Source organism: Polaribacter sp. Hel_I_88, from assembly GCF_000687935.1.
Lineage (GTDB): Bacteria > Bacteroidota > Bacteroidia > Flavobacteriales > Flavobacteriaceae > Polaribacter.
Window position 1 is genome coordinate 1,282,838 of the sequence record NZ_JHZZ01000001.1, and the last position, 23,347, is coordinate 1,306,184.

Below are 23,347 nucleotides of genomic sequence, written 5' to 3' on the forward strand. Positions count from 1 at the left end.
TTATTTTTTAATGAATTTGTATGCTTTATTATTTATTAAAACCATGTAATAACCCTTTTCTAAAAATGAGATATCTATAGTTTTCCCTTTATTTTTTAAAATCTCTTTTCCTAGAATATTATAAACAATGGATACAGTATTTGCATTTGCATTGCTAATCTTTAAAATATTAGTTGCAGGATTTGGATATAAAGAAGTGGTTTTTTTAAAAGAATAATCTTCTGTAGATAATGTGTTTGAAAAAACATTTATTGTTTGTTTCTGAACATAAAAACTATCATCTAAGTAATATACTGTATATTCACCTAAATCTTCTGCTTTTATATTATCGATAACGGGAGCTCTTCCGTTTGCGTAATAATTATTGGGTCCGTGCCAACTAAATGTGCCATAAAATTGAGTTTGACCAGAAGGTTGTTGTGCTTGTGGACCAAATTGAATTTGGCTTCCTTCATTAACCTCAATATTGGTTCCAAACCTCCATCCATTACCGTCAACATTGTAGTAAGTATTTATGCCACTAGGCTCGTAATCGCTACTCGTTATTAATTTGATTTCTGCTCCGGAAGCAAATCTACTTTCGTTAAAATCTGAACGTGCAACAAACTTCATGAATTTTGCTTCTTTTTGTTTAAAGTAAATTTCACTCCAATAATTTAACCAACCAGATGCTACTGGTGATCCCCAATTTATTCCATCATCACTAAGAAACAACTGAAAATCTCTAATAATACCGTTTAAGCTATTATCTTGTCTAGGAATGTATTTAAAACCAGAAACAGTATAACTGGATCCTAAATTTATAATCATTTCATACGGATAAGTATCTGACCCTGAATTGTACCTACTATGCCATTGTGTTGCAATATTATTATCAAATATTTTTGATGCTCCTGTATTTCCAGCAACAGTTTCTTCACTTGAGACAGAAACAACACTCCAATTGGATTGAGGTACGTATGTATTGTCATCAAAAGCAGTCCATTCACTTGTAATTAAATCAATCTTAATTTCCTCTTCATAAGACATATTTAGAGTTCTAGAACTCGAATTTACATCAAGTGGAAAAATAACTGTTTTTGATTCTCTAATACCTGGATCTTTCCATCTATCACCAACATAATAATAATTTGTCCCTGCAGTACCTCTTATAGTTAAGACATCTGTTGGTTGAGAATCATAAGTAATTCTGTTTCCTACGGCTTTCCAAGAAGACCAACCACTCTTTAAAGAGGTAGAAGTACTATATCTCATTTGGTTTGGATCCCAACCTGTTTTATAAGAGGTTAACATGTAATAAATATTATCTTTTTTAAAGATTACGGGCGCTTCTAAATTCTGACCAGCAAAAAGAACAGTACCATCTTTTGCTCCTCTATAATTATCTGTTAATGTGTAAACATTTATACTTCCATTTGCTTTATTTGTAGATGTATAATAAGCTTGTCCATCTGTGTCTATAAACATACTTGCATCATTAGAATCATATCCTGCTGGAAAAAACTCTCTGTCATAGGTATACTTCCCATCAATAGTATTAGAATAAAAAACAGCTGCTTTATTATTATTATATGCACCGTTTTGGTATTTTATCCAGACTACAAAAGTATCAGTTAATTGGTTATAAATTAAACAAGGTCGTTCAGTAATTCTAACTCCATTATTTAAATCGCTATTTGTACTCTTATCTATAATTGTTCTCCTAAAATCCCAATTCATTAAATCTGGAGAAGAATATAAATTTACTCCCACGAAAGAATAAGCATCCGTCATATCATTTCCCAACATATAGAATAAGCCATTATGTTTTATAATACTTACACCATGTGCTTTTATTCTATTGCCAGAGGTATCCAACCAACTAGCTCCATTTTTTATAGAATTAACTTGACTAAAAAACTGGAAAGAAAATGCGAACAATAAGAAAAATATAAGTTTATGTAATTTCATTTTTATTTATTTTATTTTATATAATTATCTTCGATATGTTTATCATTTAAGAAAGCTTATTAATAACCTATATCCATTTTTAAGAAATCAAACTTTTCATCGCTTTCACCTTTCTTTTTAACAACATCTAAATCTTTCATTTCAATATTTTTAGACGGTTTAAAAGCATCACTTTGCATATAGTTTAATAAACTACTACGTAATTGTCTTGCAACTGGTCTTTCTGATAATTTTGAGCTTATATCAATTGCAGAAAATATTAATTTTCCATTACCAACATTCGTCTCAAATACATTTGCTAAATGATGATTTGTTACAAAATTATCTATAACTCGTACAATTGGTGTAACCTCTAAAGAATCTATAACAATAGATTTAGAGTTGATACATAAATCCCACCATTGCCAATCTGTATGTGTATCTGTTGGAAAACTGTTAAATGCAGGGTTTTTATCATCTATCATTAAACCCATTGTTGCAGGTTGATTAGGAAAATGTACTGGACTCCAGAAAACAGGTACAAACCTACCTTCTATTCCTTCTAATGCTTTATAATTAGGATTTAACAACACGTTTTTTCCTTGTTTTAAAGCAGCTTCTGCATCTTTAAATGAAGATGTAATAAGTATATCTTTAGCTGTAGTTGCAACTTCTTTTGGATACACCCAAATATTCCAGTTATTTTTATATTTTGTTCCTTTTAAATTTACTGAAATATTTAATTTTTCGGCTTTTTTTACATTTACAAGATAATCGATAGTTCCTAAATCTATATTATTACCTATTGATAAGTTTACATTTGTAAAACTTCCATTTTTTATAACAGAACCTGCTTCATTTGTAATTGCCCAATCTAAAGTTTGGTTTGTTTTATCTTCAAAGAAGTTAGCAACTTCCAAAGTTGCTTTAAAACTTTCTCCTGTTTCATACACTGCTTTTTCAAAACGAATTAGTGGTACTAATTCGCTATTAAATTGACTAAATTCTTCTGCTGTTATTACTCCTTTAGATTCCCAAAAAGCATTTAACAAACCTACTAAAGCTGTTCCTTGACCAGGAAAATCTTGCAATTGTAAGAGTTGAAAACCATCAAAACTTGGCGTTTTTAAAGCTCTTTCTATTTCTTCTTTGTATAATAAAGCTGCCAATTTCCCTGAATTGAAGGTGAAATCTGGTGCAAAATCGATAAGTCCTTTTTTTTCTAATTCTATTTTAATTGCTTTAAAATTTAAAGGATCTAAAACACCTGTATATTTTTTAATTTCACTCATGTCTGGATACACTGAATACTGACCAATTTCATGTGTAATCAAAGGTATTTTTATATGTGAAGCTCCTGCAGTAAAGTCTGCATTAAAATGTGGTGCTTTAGAATTAAATACACCTTGTCCACGAATCCACCCTTTGTCAGTCCATTGAGCAATAAAAAACTCGTCTTCTTTTTCTGGCCTTGTTCCTGTAGGTTGTTGAAAAGAGAATGCTGTAGTTGCATATAAATGTCTGTTATCTTGTGGTTTTAACTCTGCAACCATATCATTTAAAACGCTAATATCTCCTTGCAGTTCGTTACCCAAAGCCATAAAAATAAAAGAAGGATGATTGCCATAATCTTTTAACATTTTTTGCGCTTCTTCTCTTAAAAAAGCAGTTGTGCTTGAATCTTTACCAACCTCTAAACTCCAATGAGGTAATTCTACTTGATAATAAAAACCTGCCTCGTCTGCAGCTTCAAAAGCAGCTTTTGGTGGGCACCAAGAATGAAAACGCAAATGATTTAATCCATAAGCCTTTGCCTGTGTTATTAATTTTGTCCAATCTTCTTTTTTTGTTGGAGGATAGCCTGTTAACGGAAAAATTACACATTCTAAATTTCCTCTTAAAAAAATTCTTTTATCGTTTAACGTTAAATCTCCATTATCACTACCAACAAATTTATACCCAAAACTATCTGTTATTTCTCCTGTTTTAGTTTCAACTTTAACATCGTATAAATTTGGATGAAACTCGTCCCAAAGCTGAAGATTTTTTGGTTTATCAATTTCAAAACTCACTTTGTTATTTGCCCGTTTTTGTATGGTAACTTTTTCGTTATAAATTTCTTTACCATCTTTAGATTTTATAAGACACTTTACTTCAGTTTCTACAATATCTACTTGCTCGAAACTTATTTCTATTTTATTTGCTGAACTATTTGGATAGATCTGTAAATTTTTTGGTGCATTTTTTTGTGATGCTTTTAAAATAATATCTCCTAAAATACCATTCCATTTTATTTGGGTATGGTTCGTGTATGCATGAGCCATATCTTGGTTTATTTTGTCTGGATATCTAGTTCCTGCAACGTTGATTTTCGGAAATTTATTTCCATTATCAATTAATATAGTTATCAAGTTTTTACCTTCAGTTAAATATTCTGTAACGTTATAATCATGCTTGCCAACTAAACTATTATTTTTACCAATTAATGTACCATTTACATATATAGTAGATTCCCAAATAATTCTCTCTAAACTCAACGTTATATTTTCTTTCTCCCAAGAGTTTGGAATTTCTATTTCTTTTTGATACCAAGCTTTACCAATATATTGATATTTTCTAGTAAGGTTAGACAATACATAATTATTCATTGCTGGTTTTAACGTACTTTTTACTCCAATTTCTGCATCATCTAAAGTACCTGGTAAATTTATGTTTTGCCCTTCAAATTTAGCTGAAGCCCAGTTTTCTTTACTACCTATATCTGTAGAATCTAATTTTACTTGCCAAGTTCCTTCTAAAGAAATTTTTTCGATATTAGTATTTGTACAACTACAAAAGATTGTTGTTATTGCAAAAAATAGTATTATTAATTTTGATGATTTCATATTTAAAAATTTCAAACCTTTAGGTTTTTATTTGATAGATAGTTTTCCTTCTGCTAATACTTTTTTATCTTCAGATAACTTGTAAAAATAAATGCCACTTTTTAAAGAATCTCTTTTTACTGTTATTTCTTTACTATTAATTCTTTTTACTTTTTTAACTTCTTTACCAGATATATCATAAATAATCAATTCACCATTTGATAATGATCTTGAGAATTTAAAATTGCAATGTGTTTCAAAAGGATTAGGATAAACTTTTAATTCATCTTTATTAAAATCTGAATTAGAAAGTGACGAAGATACATCTATAACAAAAGTAGTTAACGAATAAGCCTTAGCGATATAGCTAATTTTTTTATCAATTAAAACACCTTTTTGAGTAATTGTGTTACTGTTTCTTACTACTGCATTCTCTCCGCTTGTAGAAGTTTCACCAGAAGTTCTATATGTTTTAAACTCATTAATATTTGAAAATTTAGATAAATCTATAGTGTAATTTTCCGAACTTTCTGAACTATTTACAAGTACAACAACAATTTCATTACCATCTGGGCTTATTGCAGATACAGTATTTGCATCATCAGAACTTATTATTTGATAGCCAACTTTAATATGATTTGTTACTATTTTACGCAAATAAAAGCCTCTTGTTTTATTAAAAACTGGTTCTTTATAAGGGTTATTTTCATCCCAATTTGTTTGATGTATCATTCCCCAACCGTCATCTCTAGACATTAATTGCCAATCGCACCAAACTGTAGCCTTTAAATTTCTTAAATCTTCTATAAGTCTATATGCCATATCATAATGTCTTGCAAACCAACCTCTCCCATCTCTTTGCCAGCTTAATGGCCCTGTTTCTGTTTGCCAAATAGATTTGTTTCCGTTGTTTTTTGCAAAATCTGCTAAATCAGCTTTATCTCGCCAACTGCCACCATAACTATGTGTTGTAATTTTTGAAAGACCATTATACTCATTAAAATTGTTATTTTTAATAGCTGTCATATTAATTAAAGCCGAAGTTACTTTAGAGTTATCTGATCCAGAAAGTTTAATATCAGCAATACCCAAAGCATTTTTTCTTTGCCATAATCTCCATAAAACTTGTGCTTGAGTAGGTGCATAAATGGCAGAACCTTCTTGGTTACCTCCTTTTTTCCAATAACCAGAAATTGGCTCATTAAATGGTACAATGTAACTTATATTCCAATTTGGATAAGCACTATCTAAACCTTTAGTTGCAGAAGCTAAATAATCTGCAAAATCATCTATAAATGCTGGTTTTAAATTCTCTACGGTAGCTACAACATTTCCTGAAGAACATTCTGAATGGGTCATCCACCAAGGTGGAGAATATGAAATCATTTCTGTAATAATATCTCCCTTTGGTGCTCTTAATTCTGCTATTTTATTCATTACAGCTATTTGCCGAACATCCTTTGTTAAATCATAAGTTCCCCAACCTTCATTATCAGATTGTGGACTTCTGTAATTTGGTATTAATGCACCATCTTTTCTAAAGTGATCTCCTTCTGTACAATTTGGGTTCTCTCCACCAGCAATATTAAACCTAAACACATTCAAATTCAAATCATCAACGGCGTAACCCGCTAATTCTTCAATTACTTCATCACCCATTCCACCTGCCAAATTTGCCCACCAAGCTAAAGAAACACCCCAACCTTCTATAGTTTGATGTTTTATTTCTGGATTTATTAAAACATTTGTTTGTCCTAGTGTTTTACTAGAAAAAATATTTAAAATTACAATAAGTGTAAATACTAATCTGTTATACTTTATTTTAATCATCATTTGAATTTAAGATTACTAAAAAATCAGTACAAGCTGCGGTTACTTTATAATTTCTACTTGGTAGATTTTTTGATTTTTTAATTGTTTCTAAAAACGGTAATTTATCTTTTATATATATTAAATAATTAATTGTCAATAATGCTAAATTCAAATTATCATCTAAACTATATTTTTTTAAAATTTCTTCAGATTTTTTATCTCCAAATACATCATAACTAATTGCTGCAGCTGTAATTGCAACTGGAGCAAAAGAATCGTTTAAAGCATCAGAAAGTTCTTTTTTATATGATTGTAAAATATTTTTTTCTTGGCTTAATAAACCAACTGATGCCCAATATCTTACAATTTCATTTTCAGAGCTCAATAATTTAGCTTGTTTTTTTGCAATGTGATTTCCTTTTTTTCCTGATAAGGAAGCTGCTTTATAAATTTTATGGAAAGGATATTTTTTATCATCCAAACGAAATTGATAAGGAGTTTCTTTCTCTGACAAGACTTCGATTTTATATTCAGTTGCAAAAAGAATATCTTTAGCCTTTAAAATATCAGCATCTAATTGATTCCTCATTTTTTTAAGTACTGCTTTGTATTTTTGATCTCCTGCTAGGTTTTTGGTTTCCCAAATATCGTTATCTATATCATATAAAACTTCAAAAGGACGATTCTTGAAAATATTAGTTTGTACTTCATTCAGCTGGTTATTCTTTAAATCTAAACGCATTTGTTGGGTAATTTCTGCCTGTTCTATATACCTTATATACCTCATTTCTGGCATAAAAGGTGTAAAATTTCTAGAGTACACAAAACGCCCATCTGTAATAGTTCTTGTTAAATCTGGTCCATTGTCTGCTCTATCAGATGAAAGTAATAGGTAATTTTTTTTATTGTTTTTAGTGAGGATATCTCTTCCTTTTAAATAATTTGGGACATTACCTTTAGCTAGATTAATTATAGTTGGCGCTAAATCCTCAAAACTAATTAAATCGTTTGTTACAATACCTTCTTTACCCCAAGGAGAAAGATGTTTATATTTTTTTGGAAATTTTATAATAAAAGGAACTCTATACCCTAGATTAATTCCATTTGTTTTTGCTCTAGGAATTCCCTCTCCATGATCGGCGTAAAAAAATATTATAGTATTTTCTAATAAATTGTCTTTTTCTAATTTTTGTAATAAATCTCCTATTCTTTTATCAGTCAATTTTATAGAATTATAAACTCTGGCAAACTGCTTTCTCATTTCTGGGCTGTCCTTAAAATAAGGAGGCATTTCAAAATCATTATTTCCAATTCTTTCTTCTTCCGATAAATAATTTAAAACACTTTTTTCATACCAATCAAAAGGCATAGACATTGTTCTAGATTGATGTGAAGCTGCGAAATTAAAAACAGAAAAAAATGGTTGATTTTTATCTTTTCTTTTAGACCAAGTAGCTGTATTTGAACTATCATCCCAAGTTTCGTCAATAAATTCTTTTTCGTTAGCAATATTGTAATCTGTTTTTTCATTATTAGATGTATAATATCCTTCTTGTTTTAAATAATAAGGAAAACCTTTAATAAAAGTTGGAATTGGATAATTACTTCTATGGTTTCCAGTTCCCAACTTAAAAGTTGGTACACCAGTAATTATAGCAGATCTACTTGCGGAGCAAACAGTTCCTGTTGCAAAAGCGTTTGTAAAACGGATACCATTTTCTGCCAATTTATCAATATTTGGTGTGCTAGCGTTTTCATTTCCATAACAGCCTATAAATTGAGGTGAAGTATCTTCAATTGTAATCCATAGAATATTTGGCTTTTCTTGTGCAGAAAAACTAACCACTATAAATAGCAAGAAGAAAAATATTATTTTATGGATTTTTACTTTCATTATTTTAAAATTTCTTGAAGTTTTTGCTCCATTTTTTTTACAATTTCTGGATGGTTTTCAGCTATATTATTTTCTTCTGATGGATCTTTTTCTAAATCGAACAATTGCATTTCTTTTCTAAAACCTGGATCTACAAATTTTTGAGTAATCCAACCTGGAACTGGTTTGTCTTTTGGTTGAATATATTTCCATTTTCCCATTCTCAATCCATACGTATAAGCTTCTTCTAATAAAAATTCTCTACCTCTTTGAGATTCCCCTAACCAAGAACTTAAATGGTTTTCGCTATCTGGAGCTGCATTTTTCTCTATTTTTTGATTTACCAAATCCGCCAAAGAAGCATATAAATCTAATTGAGATAATAAAGCTTGGCTTTTACCTGGTTTTACTTTTGCTGGCCAATGAACAATTGTTGGCATTCTTGTTCCTGCTTCAAAAACTGAATATTTAGACCCTTTGTATTTTCCCCCTGGTTTATGGTCTCCTAATAACTCTATGGCATAATCTACATATCCATCATCTAAAATTGGGCCATTATCACTCGTGAAAATAATTAGAGTATTGTCTAATAATTTTTGCTTTTTTAATACTTTAGTAATTTCACCAACACACCAATCCATTTGAGCAATCACATCTCCTCGTGGTCCCATTGTACTGCTTTCCACAAACTTTTTATTTGCAATTCTTGGTTGATGAATATCATGCAACGAAAAATAAAGAAAAAACGGATTTTCTTTTTCTTTATTAATAAAATCGGTTGCTTTTTCTGATAATACGAAAGGTATTTTCTCGTCTATCCAAAGTGCACTTTTTCCACCTTTCATATGCCCAATTCTGCTAATTCCGTTTGTAATAGCTCCTTGGTGGTAAGGGTCTGTATGCATTTTTAACATTTCTGGAACTTCTCTACCTAAAGGATAACCTCCATCTATTCTTGTTCCATAACTCACAGTTATTGGATCTTTTGGATCTAAATTTACCACTCTTTGGTTTTCTAAAAACACGGTTGGAACTCTATCTCCTGTGGCAGGAATTAAAAAACTATAATCGAAACCAACTTCTTTTGGACCTAAACCTACTCTTTTATTCCAATCTATTTTTCCGTTTCCTAAACCTAAATGCCATTTACCAACAACACCCGTTTTGTATCCAGCTTTTTGAAGCATTTTTGGTAACGTTTCCTTTTTTGTGTCTATAATTAAGGGGGCATCTCCCTCTAAAATTGCAGCATTATTTCTAAACGCATAACTTCCAGTTAGCAAAGAATAACGAGAAGGAGTACAAGTTGAGGCACTTGAATGTGCATCTGAAAAATTCAAACCATTTTTTGCTAATTCGTCTACAAAAGGAGTTTTTACACCAATTGCACCATTTATACCAATATCTCCATAACCTAAATCATCCACATAAATAATTACGATGTTAGGTTTCTTATTTTGCGAAATTGCAAAACAAGAAACCAGTAACAAAGTAGCTATAATGTTTTTTTTAAAAATAGAATTCATTTTTTATTTAAATTATAATACTGCTACTAATTTTGAATGCAAATGTGCTGGAAGATGGTATAAATCCATTTCACTTACTTTATTAAAACTTGCGCTTGCTTTTTCATTTTTATTTAAACCTAATTGACCTAAACCAATTAAATAATTACAATGAATTTTATTAATATCATTTAAATCTTCTTCCCAAATTAATAAATCTGGTAATGAAATTGCGAAATAATCTAATTTCACTTCATCATTCATATGCTCTTTTCCATAATTAATTAAATTTTGGAAACGAACGTTTGCTTCATCATTTCTATTCAATTTTTGCAATGCCAAACCTTGATAGAAAATTTTATCTGGTTGTTGATCGTTGTAGAAAATTGCAGGACTTGGATCACTTAAACCTTCTGAAGCCAGTTCGAAATACTTTTTAGCTTCTGCTGTATCTCCTAAACCTTCATAAGCACAACCTAACCAATAATTTATATCGTTTTCTTGGGTGCCATCTAATTTTCCTTCACCTAGATTATGAGGATAAATTTGTGCTTGTTCTAAGCACGAAATTGCTTGCTCAAAATCCTTTAAATTAATGTGTTTTTTAGCCAATTCTACCTGACTTGTTAAGTACTGAAAAGGAACTTTTCCTTCTCCACCTTCCCAAGGATGAAATTGTCTTTTTGACATTAATTCAGATGATTTTTCGAAATTTCCTATCGTATTATATAATGCAACACGCTCTAAATACAAATCATCTCTAGAATTTGTTAAATCAATGTGTTTTTCTAACAATGCTAAACGCTCATCCACAGGAACATTTATTTTTTTATAAAATTGATCTAATTCCATTAACAAACGAGCGTCTGTATAATCTAAAGAAAACGCTTTTTCTAGATGTTTTCTAGCCAATTCTTTTTGTTCTGTTTTGTTAAAATATAAAAGTGATAAATTTCTATGTGTAATTGCAAAAGTATCGTCTAAATCTAGAGATTTTTCCCAAGCGTTTTGCGCTTCCGTGTACTGTCTGTTTGCGTACCAAAAATTCCCTAAATAATAGAATGCTTTAGCATCTTTCGGGTTTGCCTTTGTTGCTGCTTGTAATGCTAGTACTTCTTCAATTTTGTTTGGAAAACAATAATCTTCAGACATTGTAGATGCTTTTTTATAACATTCTAATGCATTATTTGCCTCTCCTTTTTGATCATAATACCAACCCATAAAGTAATACACCATTGGATACACTTTTTCATTATCATTGGTAAATACTTTTAATAAAGAAATTGCATCGTCAAACTGACCAGCTATTGCATAATCTAAAGAAAACTCATTATAATTATGTGCATAACCTCTAATAATTTCTTTAAATGCTTGTAAATCTTCGGCTTTGTTTGATATTAAATAACGTTCATATAAAACACCAAAATTGAATTTATCAATCGCTAAAGAATCATTAATTAACTGGTTTGCTTTTTCTAACTTTCCTAATTTTCTTAAAATAATTACTTTTAAATGTCTTGCTTTGTGGTTGTGCCAGTTTTTAATTAAAGCTCTGTTTATTAAATCTAACGCTTTGGTTAAATCCCCTCTAAATGTATCTATTTGTGCTAAATTAAAATATCCTGCATCTTGCCATTGTGCATTCCAACAAGATTTAAAGAAACTGCTATACGCATCTTTCTTTTTCCCCAAGAAATTTAGAGCTAAACCTCTGTTAAAATAAGCTTCACCATCATAAGGGTTTGGATTGTGTTTTGTCATTGAGGCAATTGCAGTATCAAAATAAGAAACTGCTTTTTCTAATTGTCCTTTTCTTAAATATAACAATCCAATAGCGTTGTTACAACGAATATCTCCTGGTGCTCTTTTTAACGCTTCCTCATAATAATCCATAGGATTAAAAGTTGCGTGTCTGTATTGTTCTAGATGTAAACCTTGTAAAAACAATGCTTCTACAGAATCTATCTCACTTGGTTCTTTTGCTGCAGTTGCAGGGTCTGGAATTTCTGTAGATAAATCTTTGTCTGGTGTCCAAGAAACTAAAATATTACCTGCTTTGTCTGATACTGAAACTTCTAAATCTTCAAATTTAGCACCGTTAATTGCTATCAATTGCTCAAATCCATTTCTTGGCGACAATTGCACAACTTCTTCTAATAGAATTCCGTTTTTTCCTTTTAAAGAAATAATACTATCATTATAAGTAGAAGTTACATGAACTTTTACGCTTGCTTTCCCATCAACCATTTCTAAATTTACCATCGCTTCTTTGGTCGCATTTTTTACAACACCAACGTTGTAATATGGCATAAAATATTGGGTAAAACTTTTTTCTTCATAAGGGTGCATCCAAGTGAAATCTGGTTGATTATCTGTATAAACTCCACACATTAGTTCAATATATGGTCCATCTTCATCGGTTAAGTTCCTGTCCCAAGCTTTTCCAAAATCTCCATTTCCCCAAGTCCATTGTTTTTTTCCTGGTGATACATTGTGATCTGCAATATGTAACAATCCTCCTTTTGAATCATTTTCATAACCACCTACAAAATCATATTCAGACGTAATTGCCATGTAACTTGTTGGTACAGGAATATTCTTATAATTAGAAATATCTGTTCCTGGAGAATAATCTACTTTATAATATTCGCCTTTTGCAATCGGGAATTCAGAAACATCTCTTTTTCCGTGATCGAAAACTGCATTTACGTCTGGTGGAAAAACAGATTGGTAATGGTCATTTACTGCCACTGCAGGATTTGCCCACCATAAAAATGTTTGTGGGTGTGGTGTTCTATTATATAATTGAGCTTTAATTTCTATATAAGCTTTGTCTGGATGTAGCGTAAAACCAGCCATTCCTTTTGTACGAAACATTCTTTCTAGCTCACTTACCCAAATAGTTTTGCTTCCATCTTCATTTTCTTCTATTGTAGAATCTGTTGGATCATACGTACTAGGTCTGTGGTGTTGAGGCCAGTTGAATTCGATTCCCCCAGAAATCCAAGGACCAGTTAAACCAACCAAAGCTGGTTTTATAACATGATTGTAATACACAAAATGGCGTTCTCTAACTTTATCATAAGCCATTTGAATTCTACCACCTAATTCAGGTAAAATCATCACTTTTATATAATCATTTTCTATATAAATTGCGTTCCACTCTTTATCTACTTTTGTGTCGCTAATTTTTTCTATTACAGGATGTGGATATACAGCACCACTACTTGCTTGATATACTCTTTTTTCTAAAAAAACAGGATATTTTTCTGGAGTTCCAACTTCATATGTAGGAATTACTACCTTCTCTCTCCAAACTTTTACAGTTTTCATATTACTAATTTTTAAATATTATTTTAAGTTTACTTTGTTGATGTTTTTGTTGTTTACTTCGGTAAATACTTATTTAAGTAAACTTTTAATTTGATTGATTTCTAAACTTACCTCTGGATTGAATGCAGAAGTTGTCATGTACTTTTTTAAACTATAAAGCATTTGTTTTGCTTCTAATCTTGTATCAATATTTGTATGTAAATCGATACCAGATATAATAATTTTTCCTTTACCAACTTTTGCTTCAAAAACTAATGCTAATCTTCGGTTTTTAAACCAATCATCTACAACTCTAACAATTGGCGTTAATTTTGGTAAATCGTCTATAATAATGGCGTTAGAGTTTGTCATAGCGTCCCACCATTGCCAATTAGAATGGTATTCTGTTGGGAAATCTGCCAAAGCAGGATTTTTTGGATCTACTAAAACACCCAACGTATGTGGTTTCTGTCCATTTGTCCAACTTGTATTCCAAAAAATGCTTGAAAAACCAATACCAATATCGCCACCTTTTTCTGGAGCAATATCCCCTTTCGTAATATTGAATAAAACGTTGCCTCCTTTTTGGAGATAATCAATTGTTGATGCCTCTAATTTATTAACAACTTTTACAGTATTTTCGTTTTCAATTTCAGGAATTTCAGTTGGATATACCCACAAATCCCAAGTATTCGTAAATTCTTCAACAGAAACAGAAAGTGTTAGTCTTTGTGCTTTTTCAATTTTTGAAAGTGGTAAACTAATATTACCTAATTGAATTCCGTTTCCAATTTCTATATCTTTTTTTGCTAAATCTCCCTCTGCAAAAACATCCTTGTTTACTGTTTTTAAAACCCATTTTGGTGTTGCGTTTTTCAGTATTTTTTCTCCAAAATGTGCAACTTCAATAGCTACATTTAAAGTATCCGTATTACTAAAAGTCCTTTTAGCAAAACGTGCTAAAGGTACTGTTTGCCCACTAAAAGCTTTAAATTCCTCTGGAGAAACATAACCTTTTTCTCCCCAAAAAGCATCTAAAACCCCTACAAGTGCAGTACCTTGACCAGGAAAATCGTGTAAGTCTAACAACTGAAAACCAGCCATATCTTTCGTCCTTAAAGCTGCTTCAATATCTGCTTTATAACATAAAACTTGTAATTTACCTGAAGCCATTAAAAATTGCTTCGCTAAATCTGCCATTCCATTTTCTGCCAATGTTTCTTGAAAAATTTCAAAATTCTTCGGTTTTAAAACACCTGTATATTTATGCATTTCTTCAAAATTAGGATACACACACCATTGACCAATTTCATGACTTACATAAGGCATTGGCGTTTTGTTGATGTGATTACTCCAATCGAATTCTGTTTGTGGTGCTTTAGCATTGATAATACTTTTTAAATTCTGATTCCAAGCTTGAATTCTTGGAGCTCCTCCATTAAAGTAATCTAAATTATCTATATATGGCCAATTTGCACCACTTGTATATAATCTTCTATTATCTAATTTTTTGAAATGATTTACATATTTTCTTAAGTATGGTTTACTATTCTTTCCATGAGGTTCGTTTCCATGTGTCATTAATACAAATGATGGATGATTTCCGTAAGCATTTATAATATCTTCGCCTTCTTTATACAACCATTCATCAATAGCTTCTCCATCTCCAACAGTTGCCCAAGCAGATGCTTCTGCTTGCAAATATATTCCTACTTCATCTGCAGCTATAAATGCCGCTTTTGGTGGGCTCCAAGAATGAAAACGGACGTGATTTAAACCATGACTTTTAATTACTTTGTAAACAGCTTTCCAAGATGTAACATCTGTTGGAGGATAGCCAGTTAATGGGAAAATTGCGCTCTCTAAAGTTCCTCTTAAAAACGTTTTTCTTCCGTTTATTGTAAATACTTTTCCTGTTGCTTTAAATTCTCGCATCCCAAAATCGATGTTCTTTGTATCGATACCAAATTTAGATTCTAATGTAATTTGAAGTTCATATACATTTGGGTTGAATTCATCCCAAAGTTTTGGGTTTTCGCCCATATCATATTCAATAACTATTTCTTTATTCCCATTCGTTTCTATATCCTTTTTTAATACAGCTAATGCATTTTTGGTAGATTTATCAAATGCCTCTAAACCTAATCTTACCCTTTTTTCGGAATCAAGATTACCTTTAATTTGCAACACTACTTTTACTTTTTTGGTAGCAATATTTGGATATAATTTTACATTTCCAATTGCTAATTTTGGGGAAACTTCTAATTTTATATCGCCAATAATTCCGTTCCAATTTGTTTGTGTATTGTCTGAAATACTATGTGCATCTATTCCTGGATTAATATCTTTAATACTGTTGTCAACCCTAATTGTAATTGTGTGTTCGCCAACAGTTAATGCATCACTTAAATCATAATTATGCGCTGTAGATAAACTATTTTGCATACCAATTTTTGTATCATCTACCCAAACTGTAGATTCCCAATGCACTCTTTCTAAATGTAAATTTATTTTTTGACCTTTATAATCTTCAGGAATAGTAACTTTTTTCTGATACCAAGCAGCTCCTGTATATTTTTTGTTAGGAGTTAACCAAAAGGGAAGTTTAATATTTCCTTTCTGTCTGTACTTTTCCATTTTTGGGTCTTTGTACCAAACACTATCAGTATCCCAAATATTACCTGTCCATTTTGTGTTTATACTTAACTCATCTCCTTTACCATTGGTATTCATAGAACCTGGTAATTGTATCGTTTCTGAAAATTGAACACTTTGCCAATTTTCTGAAACTCCTCTATCTAAAGAATCAATTTTAAAACTCCAATCTCCTGACAAATCAATACTACTGTCTGTTTTTGTGCATGCTGTTAACAGAATGAATGATAAAAAGATAAGAACTATATTTTTATGATTAAATTTTCTCATTATTTTTTATTTCAATAAACTTTTAATTTGATTGATTTCTAAACTTACCTCTGGATTGAATGCAGAAGTTGTCATGTACTTTTTTAAACTATAAAGCATTTGTTTTGCTTCCAACCTGTTTTCTAAATTTGTGTGTAAATCAATACTAGACATTATTAATTTTCCTTTACCAACTTTTGCTTCAAAAACTAATGCTAATCTTCGGTTTTTAAACCAATCATCTACAACTCTAACAATTGGCGTTAATTTTGGTAAATCATCTATAATAATGGCGTTAGAGTTTGTCATAGCGTCCCACCATTGCCAATTAGAATGGTATTCTGTTGGGAAATCTGCCAAAGCAGGATTTTTTGGATCTACTAAAACACCCAACGTATGTGGTTTCTGTCCATTTGTCCAACTTGTATTCCAAAAAATGCTTGAAAAACCAATACCAATATCGCCACCTTTTTCTGGAGCAATATCCCCTTTCGTAATATTGAATAAAACGTTGCCTCCTTTTTGGAGATAATCAATTGTTGATGCCTCTAATTTATTAACAACTTTTACAGTATTTTCGTTTTCAATTTCAGGAATTTCAGTTGGATATACCCACAAATCCCAAGTATTCGTAAATTCTTCAACAGAAACAGAAAGTGTTAGTCTTTGTGCTTTTTCAATTTTTGAAAGTGGTAAACTAATATTACCTAATTGAATTCCGTTTCCAATTTCTATATCTTTTTTTGCTAAATCTCCCTCTGCAAAAACATCCTTGTTTACTGTTTTTAAAACCCATTTTGGTGTTGCGTTTTTCAGTATTTTTTCTCCAAAATGTGCAACTTCAATAGCTACATTTAAAGTATCCGTATTACTAAAAGTCCTTTTAGCAAAACGTGCTAAAGGTACTGTTTGCCCACTAAAAGCTTTAAATTCCTCTGGAGAAACATAACCTTTTTCTCCCCAAAAAGCATCTAAAACCCCTACAAGTGCAGTACCTTGACCAGGAAAATCGTGTAAGTCTAACAACTGAAAACCAGCCATATCTTTCGTCCTTAAAGCTGCTTCAATATCTGCTTTATAACATAAAACTTGTAATTTACCTGAAGCCATTAAAAATTGCTTCGCTAAATCTGCCATTCCATTTTCTGCCAATGTTTCTTGAAAAATTTCAAAATTCTTCGGTTTTAAAACACCTGTATATTTAGACATTTCTTCAAAATTAGGATACACACACCATTGGCCCATTTCATGACTTACATAAGGCATTGGTGTTTTGTCTATAAACTTACTCCAATCAAATTCAGTTTGTGGTGCTTTAGCATTGATAATACTTTTTAAATTCTCATTCCAACCCTGTATTCTTGGTCCTCTGTGATTGTAAAAATCCATATTATCTAAATATGGATAACCAGCACCACTAGTATATAATCTCCTATTATCTAAATCTTTAAAATGATTTACGTAGTTTGATAAGTATTCTTTATGATTTTCTCCATGTGGCTCATTTCCATACGTCATCATTACAAACGATGGATGATTTCCGTAAGCATTTATAATATCTTCTCCTTCTTTATAAAACCATTTGTCTTCTGGGTTGCCATCTCCTAATTTATTCCAGCCTGCAGCTTCTGCTTGCAAATACATTCCTACTTCATCTGCTGCTATAAATGCCGCTTTTGGTGGACACCAAGAATGAAAACGGACGTGATTTAAACCATGACTTTTAATTACTTTGTAAACAGCTTTCCAAGATGTAATATCTGTTGGAGGATAGCCCGTTAATGGGAAAATTGCGCTCTCTAAAGTTCCTCTTAAAAACGTTTTTCTTCCGTTTATTGTAAATACTTTTCCTGTTGCTTTAAATTCTCGCATCCCAAAATCGATGTTCTTTGTATCGATACCAAATTTAGATTCTAATGTAATTTGAAGTTCATATACATTTGGGTTGAATTCATCCCAAAGTTTTGGGTTTTCGCCCATATCATATTCAATAACTATTTCTTTATTCCCATTCGTTTCTATATCCTTTTTTAATACAGCTAATGCATTTTTGGTAGATTTATCAAATGCCTCTAAACCTAATCTTACCCTTTTTTCGGAATCAAGATTACCTTTAATTTGCAACACTACTTTTACTTTTTTGGTAGCAATATTTGGATATAATTTTACATTTCCAATTGCTAATTTTGGGGAAACTTCTAATTTTATATCGCCAATAATTCCGTTCCAATTTGTTTGTGTATTGTCTGAAATACTATGTGCATCTATTCCTGGATTAATATCTTTAACACTGTTGTCAACCCTAATTGTAATTGTGTGTTCGCCAACAGTTAATGCATCACTTAAATCATAATTATGCGCTGTAGATAAACTATTTTGCATACCAATTTTTGTATCATCTACCCAAACTGTAGATTCCCAATGCACTCTTTCTAAATGTAAATTTATTTTTTGACCTTTATAATCTTCAAGAATAGTAACTTTTTTCTGATACCAAGCAGCTCCTGTATATTTTTTGTTAGGAGTTAACCAAAAGGGAAGTTTAATATTTCCTTTCTGTCTGTACTTTTCCATTTTTGGATCTTTGTACCAAACACTATCAGTATCCCAAATATTACCTGTCCATTTTGTGTTTATACTTAACTCATCTCCTTTACCATTGGTATTCATAGAACCTGGTAATTGTATCGTTTCTGAAAATTGAACACTTTGCCAATTTTCTGAAACTCCTCTATCTAAAGAATCAATTTTAAAACTCCAATCTCCTGACAAATCAATACTACTGTCTGTTTTTGTATCACAAGAGATAAAGAAGACAAGTATTAAACAAGTTTTAAGATATTTTATAATTGAGTTAAATTTCATTTAAGAATTACTTTATAGATGATTCAAAATATTTAAAAATAGCATCCGCTACAAATTGATGTCCTTTTTGGTTGATATGATTGTTTTGTGACATATAACCAACTAATGGTTGTTTTTTTGCTAACTCTCCAAATAATGCGTAACTGTCTACTAAACCAACGTTATACTTTTCTGCTAAAACTCTAATTTGTGCGCTATGTTTTGCCAATTTTGTTTCTTTAGAAGCAGTATCTTCTCTTAAATCTGGAGTTGGCGTTAATAAAATTACTTTTGTTCCATATTGTAGTGCTTCTACAATCATTTGTTCCCAGGCAATTTTTGCACGCTCCAAACCAATTCCTCTATCGTTTAAAGCATAATCTATGAAAAGCACATCTGGTTTATAACTTAAAACCTCTTCTTTAAATCTTTTTGCACCTTGTTCAGATTGTTCTCCTCCAATAGAAGTTGTAATGGTGTTTACAACAGAATATGGGTAATAATCATTTACCTTTTTTAAGGTTCTAAAAGGGTAAGCTTGTAAACGATCTACTACGCCTCTTGTAGTGTAGCCTGTTGGTACAGAATGCCCATGAAAAACCAAGTTTACAAATGAATTATTTGGCCATTTTTTATTCAACTTAACTTTTATTGAATCTAAATATGTGGCTGTTATTTCATTTTTAGAAATAGTTTTTAATTTTTGCTGTGCACATGAAAAATTTATGCTTAATAAAAAACAGGCTGCTATAATTAAATTTCTATTTTTAAAATGAAATACCATTCTACAATTATTTTTCTTTTGTTAATTCTGCTTCAATTTCCTCTAAACTTTTTCCTTTGGTTTCTGGCAATCTATTTTTGATGAATAAGAAACCTAAAACACAAATAATACTGTATACCCAAAAAGTTCCAGAAGCACCTAAAGCATCATTTAAAATTGGGAAAGTAAATGTTAAAATAAAAGAAGCTACCCAAAGTGCAAAAGTTGCTATAGACATGGCAACACCCCTAATTTTATTTGGAAAAATTTCTGATAAAACCACCCAAGTTATTGGTGCTAAAGACATAGAATAAATTGCAATTGCAGTTAAAACCAATACTAAAACTGGCCAACCTGTATATTGCATATAATATGCGCCACCTAAAATTGCGTAAACCAATCCTAAACCTATAGAACCAAAAAGCATTAATTTTCTTCTACCCCAACTATCTACAGTTTTCATAGCGATAATCGTAAAAATTAAGTTTACACTTCCTGTAATTACAATATTAAAAAGCATATCTCCAACAGTATAACCTGCTGCAGTAAAAATTTCTTCTGCATAATTAAATATGATGTTTATACCACACCATTGCTGAAAAACAGCTAATACGATACCAATAATTAAAATCGGTTTTACTTTGGCACTTTTAAAATCTGAAAAAGTAATTTTAGATGTTCCACTTTCTTTTAATGTTAAATCAATATTTTTTACTTCTTGTGCCGCATAACTTTCTCCACCTATTTTTGCTAATACTTTTTTGGCTGCAGCTGCATCGTTCATTTTCATTAAAAAACGTGGACTTTTTGGCACTAAAAACATCAATCCAAAAAATAAACCTGCAGGAATTAATTCCGCCCAAAACATCCATCTCCATCCAGATTGTCCATTCCAAGAATCTAACATTGTAGCTTCATCTATAACAGGTTCTGCAATTAAATAATTTGCAATTTGAGCAACTAAAATACCTATTACTAAGGTTAACTGGTTTATTGCCACAAACTGACCTCTATATTTTGCAGGTGCAATTTCGGCAATATACATTGGCGATAAAGTAGAAGCTAATCCAATACCCAACCCACCTAATAACCTGTAAAAAATAAATGGTGTAAAATTATCAACATATCCAGTACCAAAAGCCGATAACGTAAAAAGAACAGCGGCCAATATTAACGGTATTTTTCTTCCAAATTTATCTGCAACAAAACCAGAAATTATGGCTCCAAAAATACAGCCAATTAAAGCACTACTCATTGCCCATCCTTGTAAAGTTGGTAAATCACTAATATCAAAATACAATTCGTAAAATGGTTTTGCACCACCAATTACTACCCAATCGTATCCAAAAAGGAAACCTCCCATGGCAGACGCTAGGGCTAAAAAAAGTAAATACTTAAAATTAAACTTATTATTTTCTATGTTAATTTGGTTGCTAATTTCCATATATTTTGAATAATCAATCTTTAGTTAAACTGCTATTATACCAATCTGCATTTGGTTTAAAATCTTTTTTTAAGAAGTTTTTACGTTGATTTTCTAAATCTTGCATCATTTTTGTTTTTCTTCTATTTTGTAATGCTATAGCTTTTTTTGAATCGTAATCTTTATTTATTGTAGGTACTTTTGCGTTTACACTTTGTAAATAATCATTTAATTCTGTGCTTAAAGTTTTTGCTTTTTCGGTATTTGTAGCTACTAAATCATTTAATTCTTTTGGGTCTTCAACTAAATTATACAACTCATTACGACCATCTTCATAATAATGAATTAACTTAAAATCTCCTTTTCTAATGATGCTTACAGGTTCTCCTCCTTGATTTCCATAATGTGGATAATGCCAAAATAACGATCTACCATCCAAAGACTTTCCTTTTAACAAAGGCACTAAACTAACACCGTCTAAAATTTGCTTTTTATCTTTAGCTATTCCTGCTAAATCTAACAAGGTTGGATAAAAATCTGCTCCAGTTACTGGATAACTGATTGCTTTTGGAGAATTTTTTAACATTGGTGCTTTTATTAAATATGGCTCTCTAATTCCACCTTCCCACTGGTATCCTTTTCCACCTCTTAAGGGAAAATTTGTAGTTGAAAAAGCGTCTCCACTTGCTACACCTCCATTATCTGAAGTAAAAATTATTATTGTATTTTCATCTAAACCTAATTCTTTTAATCTTTTTAAAACCACACCAACAGCATCATCCATAGACTCTACTAAACCTGCATAAATAGGGTTATCTTGTACAGTTCTTATAGGTAAAATGCGCTCCATTTCGAAACCTTTTTCTGGAATTCCTTGCTTTTCTGCCTTATTTCTGTACTTATTCCATTTCTCTTGCGTTGTTTCTATTGGTCCATGAACTGCATAAAAAGATAAAAATGCAAAGAATGGTTCGTCTTTATTTGCTGATATGAAATCGGCTGTTTCTAACGCTAACCTTTTAGTTAAATTTTCCCCTTTATATTTATAATCTAATTTTGGATTGCTCCAAGGTGCATAATAACCACCTTTAGGGCTACCAACTTCCCAACCACCAATATTAACGTCAAAACCATTACTTTCTGGGCCATATGGAACATCTCCTATGTGCCATTTACCCGCAAAAAAAGTTTTATAACCACCTGATTTTAAAGCTTCTGCTACAGTTATATTTTCTCTAGAAATAATATGTTTATATTCTGGTGGTAATACTTTTGTGTTTTGTCTTTTACCCCAAGCCTCGCCTGTTTCGGCACCAATCCAATCAGTTACTCCATGTCTTGCAGTATATTGTCCTGTCATTAAACTTGCTCTTGATGGACTACAAACTTGTGCAGCTGCGTAACCTTGTGTAAACTCAACACCTTCATTTGCAATAGCATCTATATTTGGTGTTTCATAATATGTACTACCTGCATAACTTAAATCATGTGCGCCTAAATCATCTGCAACTATAAAAAGTATGTTCGGTTTTATAATCTTTTTTTCTACAGTAGTATCTTTACTTTTGCAGCTAAATAAAAAAATAGTTGTTATAAAAGTGCATAATATTTTTATGTATTTATAATTATTTTTCATGCTAAAAATTTCTATTTTACTATTATTTTGAAATTGAAATTAAACTTGTTTATTGTTGTTTATTTTATGTTATCGAACAATTATTTGCCCTAATAATATAATATATTCAAAAATATGAGAAAACATGGATAAAAAAATGGACTAAAAGACTGTATATATGTTTCTATATATTCTATAAATAATTATTTGATAAATTTCCAAAATTTAATAGTATTAAATTTTAGCGCTTATTCATAAAATCAATTATCGTATTAATAGATTTTGCTTTTATAAGTATTTTATTATTTTTATTAATAAAAGCTTCTTCTGAATTATTAACTATTGAAGTAACATACATCATTTTTACATTGAAATTTTTCATATCTAGCACCTGATTAATATCACTATTATTGATTATTACAGAAGCTATTTATATTTTTTTAGGGTTTAAATTTGTTGAGAACATTAAACTTTGATATTCTTCTTTTAAATCCAAATTCATG

11 protein-coding genes are annotated in these 23,347 nt (G+C 30.8%); all 11 read right to left on the reverse strand.

Translation table 11 applies throughout. From position 1 onward, the window contains the following. The 11 genes from P161_RS19010 to P161_RS0105820 all read right to left on the reverse strand — a co-directional run bounded on the left by P161_RS19010 (window position 1) and on the right by P161_RS0105820 (window position 22,865). Window positions 1–1,950 (reverse strand): family 43 glycosylhydrolase, encoded by a 1,950-nt coding sequence (locus tag P161_RS19010; protein ID WP_081816986.1) that lies wholly within the window; start codon window positions 1,948–1,950, stop codon window positions 1–3. Between the two features lie 59 nt (window positions 1,951–2,009). After that, a complete protein-coding gene (locus P161_RS18105) occupies window positions 2,010–4,814 on the reverse strand; it encodes a sugar-binding domain-containing protein (RefSeq protein ID WP_051605675.1) in 2,805 nt (934 codons plus the stop codon). A 27-nt stretch (window positions 4,815–4,841) separates the two neighbouring features. Then, the gene (locus tag P161_RS0105780) at window positions 4,842–6,623 is read right to left on the reverse strand and encodes a T9SS type A sorting domain-containing protein (protein WP_026776092.1); all 1,782 of its coding nucleotides are present in this window, start codon (window positions 6,621–6,623) and stop codon (window positions 4,842–4,844) included. Further along, entirely contained in the window at window positions 6,616–8,499 is a 1,884-nt protein-coding gene (locus tag P161_RS0105785) for a sulfatase (RefSeq protein ID WP_026776093.1), read from the reverse strand. The genes P161_RS0105780 and P161_RS0105785 overlap by 8 nt, the downstream gene beginning before the upstream one ends. Continuing rightward, on the reverse strand, window positions 8,499–10,004 hold the full coding sequence (locus P161_RS0105790) for an arylsulfatase (protein WP_026776094.1): 1,506 nt from the start codon (window positions 10,002–10,004) through the stop codon (window positions 8,499–8,501). The genes P161_RS0105785 and P161_RS0105790 overlap by 1 nt, the downstream gene beginning before the upstream one ends. A 12-nt stretch (window positions 10,005–10,016) precedes the next feature. Next, window positions 10,017–13,316 (reverse strand): DUF5107 domain-containing protein, encoded by a 3,300-nt coding sequence (locus P161_RS0105795; RefSeq protein WP_051605676.1) that lies wholly within the window; start codon window positions 13,314–13,316, stop codon window positions 10,017–10,019. Window positions 13,317–13,385: 69 nt separating this feature from the next. After that, window positions 13,386–16,220: a sugar-binding domain-containing protein gene (locus P161_RS0105800; protein WP_026776096.1), complete on the reverse strand. Its 2,835-nt coding sequence runs from the start codon at window positions 16,218–16,220 to the stop codon at window positions 13,386–13,388. A 6-nt stretch (window positions 16,221–16,226) separates the two neighbouring features. Next, window positions 16,227–19,064, reverse strand: a complete 2,838-nt coding sequence (locus P161_RS0105805; protein ID WP_026776097.1) for a sugar-binding domain-containing protein — start codon at window positions 19,062–19,064, stop codon at window positions 16,227–16,229. 7 nt (window positions 19,065–19,071) lie between these two features. Beyond that, a complete protein-coding gene (locus P161_RS18110) occupies window positions 19,072–19,827 on the reverse strand; it encodes an SGNH/GDSL hydrolase family protein (RefSeq protein ID WP_081816988.1) in 756 nt (251 codons plus the stop codon). Window positions 19,828–19,834: 7 nt separating this feature from the next. Further along, window positions 19,835–21,250 (reverse strand): sugar porter family MFS transporter, encoded by a 1,416-nt coding sequence (locus tag P161_RS0105815; protein WP_051605677.1) that lies wholly within the window; start codon window positions 21,248–21,250, stop codon window positions 19,835–19,837. Window positions 21,251–21,263: 13 nt separating this feature from the next. After that, window positions 21,264–22,865, reverse strand: coding sequence for a sulfatase (locus P161_RS0105820; RefSeq protein ID WP_036841274.1), 1,602 nt, complete (start codon window positions 22,863–22,865; stop codon window positions 21,264–21,266). Window positions 22,866–23,347: the final 482 nt, after the last annotated feature.

Coding starts and splice junctions, on each gene's coding strand:
- P161_RS19010 (WP_081816986.1), bottom strand. CDS start 1,950: ATGAAATTACATAAACTTATATTTTTCTTATTGTTCGCATTTTCTTTC.
- P161_RS18105 (WP_051605675.1), bottom strand. CDS start 4,814: ATGAAATCATCAAAATTAATAATACTATTTTTTGCAATAACAACAATC.
- P161_RS0105780 (WP_026776092.1), bottom strand. CDS start 6,623: ATGATTAAAATAAAGTATAACAGATTAGTATTTACACTTATTGTAATT.
- P161_RS0105785 (WP_026776093.1), bottom strand. CDS start 8,499: ATGAAAGTAAAAATCCATAAAATAATATTTTTCTTCTTGCTATTTATA.
- P161_RS0105790 (WP_026776094.1), bottom strand. CDS start 10,004: ATGAATTCTATTTTTAAAAAAAACATTATAGCTACTTTGTTACTGGTT.
- P161_RS0105795 (WP_051605676.1), bottom strand. CDS start 13,316: ATGAAAACTGTAAAAGTTTGGAGAGAGAAGGTAGTAATTCCTACATAT.
- P161_RS0105800 (WP_026776096.1), bottom strand. CDS start 16,220: ATGAGAAAATTTAATCATAAAAATATAGTTCTTATCTTTTTATCATTC.
- P161_RS0105805 (WP_026776097.1), bottom strand. CDS start 19,064: ATGAAATTTAACTCAATTATAAAATATCTTAAAACTTGTTTAATACTT.
- P161_RS18110 (WP_081816988.1), bottom strand. CDS start 19,827: ATGGTATTTCATTTTAAAAATAGAAATTTAATTATAGCAGCCTGTTTT.
- P161_RS0105815 (WP_051605677.1), bottom strand. CDS start 21,250: ATGGAAATTAGCAACCAAATTAACATAGAAAATAATAAGTTTAATTTT.
- P161_RS0105820 (WP_036841274.1), bottom strand. CDS start 22,865: ATGAAAAATAATTATAAATACATAAAAATATTATGCACTTTTATAACA.